This window comes from Pseudomonas sp. P4_D7 (assembly GCF_056401755.1).
In genome coordinates this window covers 1-1569 of the sequence record NZ_JBFUIR010000153.1, presented here as the reverse complement: position 1 = coordinate 1569, position 1569 = coordinate 1, and the positions used below count along the sequence as shown (strand labels likewise).

General features: G+C 52.3%; 3 protein-coding genes. 2 read left to right on the top strand and 1 reads right to left on the bottom strand.

Annotated features, from left to right (window positions below; all coding sequences use genetic code 11):
* Positions 1-228 precede the first annotated feature (228 nt).
* Both AC1DVF_RS29195 and AC1DVF_RS29190 read left to right on the top strand, forming a co-directional pair.
* Positions 229-570: a hypothetical protein gene (locus tag AC1DVF_RS29195; protein ID WP_240049795.1), complete on the top strand. Its 342-nt coding sequence runs from the start codon at positions 229-231 to the stop codon at positions 568-570.
* Positions 571-700: 130 nt separating this feature from the next.
* Complete coding sequence (locus AC1DVF_RS29190; protein ID WP_477783627.1) at positions 701-1090, top strand: hypothetical protein; 390 nt, start codon at positions 701-703, stop codon at positions 1088-1090.
* 157 nt (positions 1091-1247) lie between these two features.
* Here AC1DVF_RS29190 and AC1DVF_RS29185 read toward each other — a convergent pair.
* Positions 1248-1569, bottom strand: a 322-nt coding sequence (locus AC1DVF_RS29185) for a DUF6124 family protein (RefSeq protein WP_477783626.1), incomplete at its 5' end; no start/stop codon positions are given.

Here is a 1569-nt window from a genome sequence, read left to right as displayed (position 1 = left end):
TACTGCGGCTCCTCCCCACTTAAACAAATCTGCCCCATTACCGGCAATTTTTCCCGCGCACAAAACGTAAACCCAGTCGGGGCGTAAAGGCATTGCGAGCGACTCGACATAAGCCACTCACCAACAGTCAATCAAAGGACTGTAGGAAATGTTGAGCGCTACTTTTGCCTCAGGCATTCTGTGCGACGCAAATGTACATGGACGGTAGATTTTTGGCGGTACTGTTAAATGAAACTAAAAATATTAGCCATCAGCCTTTTATGTTGCGTCAGTTTATTCTCAAGCGCAGCAGACGTTCCTATCAAAGAGGGAATGCCATTTTCGAAAGCCCGAAAAGCTTTGATCAAAAATGGCTGGAAGCCGAATCCGTCCTACTCAGGTGAGTTCGGGGTTGAAAACGTCATCCAAAGAAAAGGCTTCAATGAAATCGAGTCTTGCACGGAGGGCGCCCGTTTCTGCAGCTTCAACTACATCAAGAACGGAGATTGTTTAGGTGTAGGAACTGTCGGCGAAGAAGTCAAAGACATGAAAATTTATTCCTGGAATTTCAAATGCCCTGAAAAGGATTGAAACCAGAAATCGACAACAAAGTGGGCGGCGCTTCCCGAAGGTCCAGGCAAGAAGAATCACTATCCTCCGCAACCTTACGCCGAGTATCCAGACTTTTTATCGACCTACAAATCTGCGGAGGAGCTGTCCAATGAAGGCCTCAACCCTCGTACTTGTCGCAGTTTATTGCATGGGTATCAGCGCAGCGTTTGCCGGTGGCTCACAGGCGTCACACGAAAAGCGCGGGCCAGCAGGCATTGTCGTCGGTGAGCGTTTGGCTGCGGCCAAGTCCAAGCTCGTCAAACAAGGATGGAAGCCGACGCGGATGCACACCACCGACGGTTATGAATACAGTGGTGTGGAAAAGGAGCTGGCTGCACACAAGTTCTTCGAACTGGACACCTGCTCGTTTGAAAGCTCGCGCTGCATCTTGTACTACGCGAAGAAAGGAACTTGCCTACGCGTCGATACCCTCGGTGAGCAATTCAATGACATGACGGTGACGCGATGGACCCGCGAATGCCCTGAAGCGACTCAATAACCACACGAAGACGGCACAGTAATAATCAACTGCTCCCACAGGTTTCAGCGTCGTACACAACATCTGCCATCAGCATAAAACCCTGTGGGAGCGAGCTTGCTCGCGAAAGCGCCAGAATGAACACCCGATCAATCACCAGGTGATCCCGACACCCGCATCACTCCGGCAATTGCAGATTATCCAGAGCCCGATTCACCGCCAATTCCCCGAGCATGATCAACTGCGCAATCCCCGCCAGCGCATGGCGCTGCGATGCCGGCAACAGGCTGGAGACGTTCTGGACGATGGTTTTGGCCGAAGCGAGTGTTGCACTGGCATCGACCAGCAGTTCTTCGGTTTTGTTGTCCGCCGTCACGGCATACATCCCACGGTTTTTACGTGGGGGCGGCGTGGAACCGGGCGGACAGAGGTAATGGTCGAGCGCGCGGTCGGCGGCTTCGTGGAGTTTTCTGGAATCGATGGATTCGTAGGGGGAAACC